Source organism: Hazenella coriacea (genome assembly GCF_004341825.1).
In the GTDB taxonomy this organism is placed as follows: Bacteria; Bacillota; Bacilli; order Thermoactinomycetales; family Thermoactinomycetaceae; genus Hazenella; species Hazenella coriacea.
This window is the reverse complement of sequence record NZ_SMAG01000006.1, coordinates 173,432-180,186: the sequence shown is the minus strand read 5'-3', so window position 1 is coordinate 180,186 and position 6,755 is coordinate 173,432. Positions and strand designations below refer to the sequence as shown.

Below are 6,755 nucleotides of genomic sequence, written 5' to 3'. Positions count from 1 at the left end.
AGTCGTAACAAGGTATCCCTACCGGAAGGTGGGGATGGATCACCTCCTTTCTACGGAGTATCTTTATGATACATGACGAAACGAATTTTCTCTCTTCAGGTCAGGTTACACTCACTCTTTAGTTTTCAGGGAATACGAATACACTAAAACCCTCCAACATTTGATCAAATGTTGGAGGGTTTTAGTGTATCTCTACTCATGGATCAACTACATATAGAAGAGGAGTTGAAGCCATATGCATTTTCATCGTCAAAAAATTTTACCTGCCGCGAAGAGCATTAAGGAATTTGAAAAACTCCTTCAAACCTCATATTCATATATCATATTATTAGAAACCCATATCGCTCAACTACAATCCCTCATTCGTTTAGCCCATCGACACCAAAAAAAAGTATTGTTACATGTAGATCTCATCCAAGGACTGCGGAGTGATGAGTATGGGGCCGAATTTATTTGCCAAATGATCAAGCCTGCGGGACTGATCTCCACTCGAACTCCTGTACTTCAAGTGGCTAAGAAAAAAGGATTGATCGCGATCCAGCGTATTTTTCTACTTGATACACACGCATTATCTACAAGCTATCGGCTTCTTCAATCTTTTAAGCCTGACTATATAGAAGTATTACCAGGAATTATTCCTCACATCATTCAAGAAGTGTATCAACAGACAAAAGTGCCTATTTTAGCTGGTGGTCTCATACGAACACCTCATGAAATGAATTTGGCATTAGAAGCGGGTGCTTGTGCGGTTACTACATCTACGAGAAAATTGTGGGAAAATAAATTAAAATAAATAAGTCCCCCTCTCTGTGAGTGGGGGACTACAAACGAGATTAATCTAGTGAACTGCATTGTCATTTGTCATTCAAATAACAAGCTTCTCGCCTTAGTGAACCGTTTTGCATGTTTCCTCTCTCTATTTTAATAAGGAGGATTCCTGCTTATTATTTTAAAATATCATGGTCTACGTAACGTTCACCATTTAATTCACTAATAATATTAATTGCTACTTTTGCACCATCACCAGCTGTAATAATGGTATGCATACTTACACCAGCTACTGTACCAGCCGCATAGATGCCATCAATGTTTGTTTTGCCATCTGCATCAACATCAAATACTGTTTTGATGCGTGGTTCTGTTCCCGGTTTTACATTTAACCCGCTGGTTTCAGCTAAATTTGTCATCATTCCAGTTGCAATAATAATATATTTTGTTTCATAAGAACCCTGATTGGTTGTAACCTTAAAGCCGTTATCTGATTTTTCAATTTGTGTGACTGTATCCGTTACGAATTCTGCTCCAAACTTTTCTGCTTGTTTTCTTCCAACTTCAATTAGATCTGGACCTGAAATTTCCATTACGCCATAATGGTTTTCCATCCAGGCTCTTTTTGTAACGCTTTTATTATCATCAATCACCAATGTTTTCTTACCTGCTTTTGCTGTAAATAGGGCTGCGCTTCCACCTGCAGGTCCTGCTCCAATTACTGTTACATCAAACATCAGATCTACCCCTTTACTTTATAAGTACTTTAAGTTTATAACAATTATAAAATAGAAGCAATGAATCAGTGTGTTAATGTTTTTTTGAAGTGAATGATTTAAGAAGGTCATGCTACAGGATTGAGTTTTAACAGATCAAAAGAGACAATAATCTCGGGAGGCGGAACGAATGACAAAAAAGTATATCATGGCGATTGATCAAGGAACGACTAGTACACGGGCTATTCTATTTGATCAACTAGGTCAAATCGCAGGTGTGGCACAAAAAGAATTTACACAAATTTTTCCACAAGTGGGTTGGGTTGAACATGATCCGATGGAGATCTGGGGAAGTGTCCAAAGTGTAATTTCAGAAATTTTATCAAAGTATTCGATATCAGCCAAAGAGATTGCAACGATTGGGATTACTAATCAACGTGAAACAACCATCATCTGGGACAAACATACTGGTCAACCGATCTATCATGCCATTGTCTGGCAGTCTCGACAAACAGCTGATATTTGCGAAGAGTTAAAAGAGAAAGATCTTGATGATTTATTCAGAAGTAAGACAGGGCTATTGATTGATGCTTATTTTTCTGGAACCAAAGTAAAATGGATTTTAGACCATGTTGCAGGAGCGCGTGAAAAAGCGGAGAATGGGGAGCTCTTATTTGGAACCATTGACACTTGGTTGGTTTGGAAGTTATCTGGAGGGAAGGTGCATGTGACAGACTATTCCAATGCCTCACGGACATTGATGTATAATATTTACGATTTAAAATGGGATGAGGAACTGTTGGACATCTTACAAGTTCCTGAACAAATGCTTCCAGAAGTTCGTTCCTCTTCTGAAGTATATACAATGACAAAGCCCTCACTCTTTTTCGGGGAAGAAGTTCCTATTTCTGGAATAGCTGGCGATCAACAAGCGGCGCTATTTGGGCAAGCCTGCTTTGAACCAGGTATGGCGAAAAATACATATGGAACGGGTTGTTTCATGTTGATGAATACAGGAGAAAAAGTTGTTCCCTCCCAACATGGATTACTAACAACAATCGCCTGGGGAACGAATGGTCGAGTGGAATATGCTTTAGAGGGAAGTATTTTTGTTGCAGGATCAGCCATTCAATGGTTACGTGATGGACTACAACTGATCAAAACAGCGGCTGATTCTGAACCGCTCGCTCTTCAAGTGGATTCAACTGATGGGGTCTATGTCGTACCTGCTTTTGTGGGACTGGGAACCCCTTATTGGGATAGTGAAGCGCGAGGGGCTGTATTTGGTTTAACACGCGGGACGACTCAAGCCCATTTTGTGCGTGCCACTTTGGAATCGCTCGCTTATCAAACCAAAGATGTTTTCACTGCCATGGAGGCTGATTCAAATATTCATCTGAAAAAATTACGTGTCGATGGGGGAGCCACTGCAAACCAATTCTTGATGCAGTTCCAAAGTGATTTATTAGATGTTCCTGTTGAACGACCTGTCGTTACTGAGACTACTGCACTTGGAGCAGCGTATTTAGCAGGATTGGCTGTTGGCTTTTGGAAAGATCGTCAAGAGATCGCGAATAATTGGAATATCGATCATTCCTTTATTGCACAGATGGATGACAATCGACGTAAGTTACTATACAATGGATGGAAGAAAGCGGTTGAAGCAACGCGTTCGTTTGGATTGTAAATAGGCATCAATCATGCTTCTATACAAGTTAATGACGGTTGAGATCTGGAGAAAACCACAATTCCTTATGTGTAAGTCGCATAAGGTTTTTGTGGTTTTTTCTATTTTTAAGGAGGAGAAATGGGAATGAAAACAGCTTTTACAATTAAACAACGAAGTAAACAATGGTCCTCATTGAAAAGCTGTCAAGTTGATTTACTTGTGATTGGTGGTGGGATTACAGGAGCTGGAATTGCGTTAGATGCACAAACACGAGGAATTAATACCATACTCATTGAGATGCAAGACTTTGCAGCAGGAACTTCTAGCCGTTCGACAAAGCTTGTTCATGGGGGGCTTCGTTACCTGAAGCAATTAGAGTTTTCCATGGTTGCTGAAGTCGGTAAAGAGCGGGCGATTGTTTACGAAAATGGACCTCATGTGACTCAACCTGAGTGGATGCTCTTGCCCATTATTGAGGGAGGAACTTATGGAAAATGGGCTAGTTCGTTCGGAATTCGTTTGTATGATTACTTGGCGGGTGTCAAAAAGAGCGAGCGGCGCCAAATGCTTAATCGAGAACAGACGTTGGAAAAAGAGCCTTTACTAAGAAAAAAAGGACTCAAAGGGTCAGGGTATTATGTAGAATATCGAACAGATGATGCAAGGCTAACGATTGAAATATTGAAACGAGCTGTGGAAAAAGGGGTCCAAGCATTTAATTACACCAAAGCAGAGGAGTTTATTTATAGTCAAGGTAAGCTTGTGGGGGTGCAAGTCAAGGATTGTTTATCAGGTGAGTCATTCCCTGTCTATGCCAAGAAAGTCGTAAATGCGACAGGACCATGGGTAGATCTGTTGCGTGAAAAAGATGGTTCAAAAAAAGGGAAGTATCTGCATTGGACGAAAGGGGTTCACATCGTTGTAGATCAGCATCGTTTTTCGCTGAGGCAGTCTATCTATTTTGACACTTCAGATGGTCGAATGGTGTTTGCCATCCCTAGAGAGGGGAAAACGTATATTGGAACGACCGATACAGATTACTACGAAGATTTGGAGCACCCACGTGTGACTGAGCAAGACCGAAATTATCTCCTTCAAGCTGTTAATGATATGTTTCCATCAATAAAGTTGACTAGCGAAGATGTAGAATCGAGTTGGGCAGGGATCCGTCCATTGATTCATGAAGAAGGGAAATCACCTTCAGAAATATCACGCAAAGATGAAATTTTCTATTCAAAGTCGGGGCTGATTACAATTGCGGGGGGTAAATTGACAGGCTATCGTAAAATGGCAGAAAAAGTGACAGATCTAGTCGTGAAAGAGCTCTCTCGAGAGGAACAGCGGACATTTAAACCAATCCAAACGGCATCTATTCCAATTTCGGGTGGAGATGTAGGAGGTTCTAAGCAATTTCCTAGATTTGTAGCTCAAAAAATAGCTGAAGGGGTAGTGTTGGGTTTAAAACAAGAAAATGTAAGAAAGCTGGTTCATCGATATGGAACCAATGTGGATGATGTTTTTGAAATCATCCGTACTGGCCGAACTGAAGCAGAAACATATCAATTATCACTAGAGATTTATGGCGCTCTACTTTATGGTCTTCAGCATGAGATGGTGGCTACACCTGCAGATTTTTTTATTCGCCGGACTGGAGCTATTTACTTTGAGATTGATAAGGTGAAAAAGTGGCAAATACCTGTGATCCAACTGATGAAGGATTATTTTGAGTGGGATGAGAGTCGGACAGATGCATACACCCGAGACTTAGAGAAGCAGATCATCTTTGCGACCAAGGTGGTTTCTTCAGATGAAAAATTGTAGAAATCTATTATTTATTATTATTGATTAGAAACGATTCGATTTTCGTTCTTGGTTAAAATTTAATTTCATTTAGGAAGGAGTTTGAAACATGGTGAAATTGGTTCCCATGACTGAGCAGGACTTCTTGGCTTATGAGGAAAAGTCCATACAAACCTATGCCGAAAATAAAATTAAGGCGGGTAATTGGTCTAAAGAAACAGCTATGGAGCTGTCACAAGAATCATTTCGAAACTTATTGCCACAACAAACACAAACACCGGGTCAATATCTGTTTAACATCATGTCAGATCAAGAGGAAGTGGTTGGTCATCTTTGGTTTGCTGTAAAAAAGGACACGGCATTTTTGTATCATATTCTTATTTTTGAAGAGTTCCAAGGACGGGGTTTTGGGAAACAGGCTATGGCAGCCTTGGAAGAAAAGGTGAAAGAATTTCAAGTCACCAAAATATCGCTCCATGCTTTTGGATTTAATGAACGAGCCATTTCTTTATATAAAAAGATCGGATATGAAATAACAAATGTGAATATGTCTAAATCTTTATAAGAATAAATCGTATAGTTAAGGTCGATAAAGTTCCTTCTAAAGAGGGCTTTCATCGACCTTTTTTAATTTTATTCCTTATGATCCCATACAACATTTCAACTACTGTTTCGATTCTGTTCAGGTTCTGTTCAGGTAACTGCATTAAGATGAAATCTATGAGCTTAAGATAATTTCCCATTCAACTAGGATCATAATGTAAAGTTCAATGATCAGTTACTAAATGAAGTAGAGCCATCATGTTAGTCAATGATTAGTGAAAAGAAAAAGGAGGAAAATAAATGCAGTTTTTAAATTTGATTCAAAACGAAAATATGAAAATATATCGTCGTATCAGTTCTTGGATCATCGTAGGTTTACTGCTGGTAGCAGTCCTTTTATTAGTGTTTATGTATAGTCCTAATAATAGCTCTACAGAAAGTGCTGACTGGAAGCAAGGTTTACAGACATCCATAGATAAAGAGAAAAAAGATCTCGAGAAAAATGGCGATCAGTTAGGTCCAGAATTTGTGCAGATGATCCAACAAAATATCGCAATTGATGAGTATCGAATTCAACATGATTTAAAACCAAGTCCAAGCAATCAACTGCTCCAAGACTCTAAGGATTTTATGATGTTGATCACTTTAGGTGTCATTATTATTGGTTCGATGGTGGTTTCTAGTGAATTTTCTTGGGGAACGATTAAGTTGCTTGCGATTCGCCCTTATCATCGTTACAAATTACTTTTAGCCAAATACTTAGCGATGTTACTATATACAGCTTTACTAGTGGTAATTCTATTTATTATTACAGTCGTGTTTGCAGGTCTATTTTTTGGCTTTGAAGGTCTTTTTCAAAATGTACTTCTTTTTGAAAATGGACAAGTGGTTGAGAAGCCTGTATTACCTCTACTTTTTCAAGGATATGGCCTTGGACTGATTGACTTACTGATGATGTCAACACTCGCTTTTATGATTTCTGTTGTGTTTCGGAGTCAATCTTTGGCGATCGGGATCGCACTGGGACTTCTCTTTATGGGAAACACGATTACTCTCTTTATAGCTTCCAAGTATGAATGGGCGAAATATATCTTATTTGCCAATGATTTAAAGCAATACCTTCCAGGAAGAGAACCATTATTTCCAGATATGACTATTGGGTTTTCAGTTACACTCTTAGTCATTTACTATGTTGTTTTCATTGGAATCACTTGGTTGGTCTTTCAAAAGAGAGATATTACTGCATAAGGAGGAGCTCA

Annotated in this window: 6 protein-coding genes; 5 read left to right on the top strand and 1 reads right to left on the bottom strand. The window is 39.0% G+C overall.

Annotation, left to right across the window (positions count from 1 at the left end; all coding sequences use genetic code 11):
* Nucleotides 1-235 precede the first annotated feature (235 nt).
* The gene (locus EDD58_RS11150; RefSeq protein ID WP_131925600.1) at nt 236-793 is read left to right on the top strand and encodes a glycerol-3-phosphate responsive antiterminator; all 558 of its coding nucleotides are present in this window, start codon (nt 236-238) and stop codon (nt 791-793) included.
* A gap of 151 nt (nt 794-944) precedes the next feature.
* Here EDD58_RS11150 and EDD58_RS11145 read toward each other — a convergent pair whose 3' ends face one another.
* On the bottom strand, nt 945-1,505 hold the full coding sequence (locus EDD58_RS11145; protein WP_131925598.1) for an NAD(P)/FAD-dependent oxidoreductase: 561 nt from the start codon (nt 1,503-1,505) through the stop codon (nt 945-947).
* Nucleotides 1,506-1,674: 169 nt separating this feature from the next.
* Between EDD58_RS11145 and glpK the strand changes: the two genes are divergently transcribed.
* From glpK to EDD58_RS11125, 4 genes are all read left to right on the top strand, one after another.
* Complete coding sequence (gene glpK, locus EDD58_RS11140; protein ID WP_131925596.1) at nt 1,675-3,171, top strand: glycerol kinase GlpK; 1,497 nt, start codon at nt 1,675-1,677, stop codon at nt 3,169-3,171.
* Nucleotides 3,172-3,297: 126 nt separating this feature from the next.
* On the top strand, nt 3,298-4,974 hold the full coding sequence (locus tag EDD58_RS11135) for a glycerol-3-phosphate dehydrogenase/oxidase (protein WP_131925594.1): 1,677 nt from the start codon (nt 3,298-3,300) through the stop codon (nt 4,972-4,974).
* A gap of 88 nt (nt 4,975-5,062) precedes the next feature.
* Nucleotides 5,063-5,518 (top strand): GNAT family N-acetyltransferase, encoded by a 456-nt coding sequence (locus EDD58_RS11130; protein ID WP_131925592.1) that lies wholly within the window; start codon nt 5,063-5,065, stop codon nt 5,516-5,518.
* 278 nt (nt 5,519-5,796) lie between these two features.
* The gene (locus EDD58_RS11125) at nt 5,797-6,744 is read left to right on the top strand and encodes an ABC transporter permease (RefSeq protein WP_131925590.1); all 948 of its coding nucleotides are present in this window, start codon (nt 5,797-5,799) and stop codon (nt 6,742-6,744) included.
* Nucleotides 6,745-6,755: the final 11 nt, after the last annotated feature.

What these genes read in the sequence shown, in the direction of transcription:
- EDD58_RS11150 (WP_131925600.1), top strand. Translation starts at nt 236, where the DNA reads ATGCATTTTCATCGTCAAAAAATTTTACCTGCCGCGAAGAGCATTAAG.
- EDD58_RS11145 (WP_131925598.1), bottom strand. Translation starts at nt 1,505, where the DNA reads ATGTTTGATGTAACAGTAATTGGAGCAGGACCTGCAGGTGGAAGCGCA.
- glpK (WP_131925596.1), top strand. Translation starts at nt 1,675, where the DNA reads ATGACAAAAAAGTATATCATGGCGATTGATCAAGGAACGACTAGTACA.
- EDD58_RS11135 (WP_131925594.1), top strand. Translation starts at nt 3,298, where the DNA reads ATGAAAACAGCTTTTACAATTAAACAACGAAGTAAACAATGGTCCTCA.
- EDD58_RS11130 (WP_131925592.1), top strand. Translation starts at nt 5,063, where the DNA reads ATGGTGAAATTGGTTCCCATGACTGAGCAGGACTTCTTGGCTTATGAG.
- EDD58_RS11125 (WP_131925590.1), top strand. Translation starts at nt 5,797, where the DNA reads ATGCAGTTTTTAAATTTGATTCAAAACGAAAATATGAAAATATATCGT.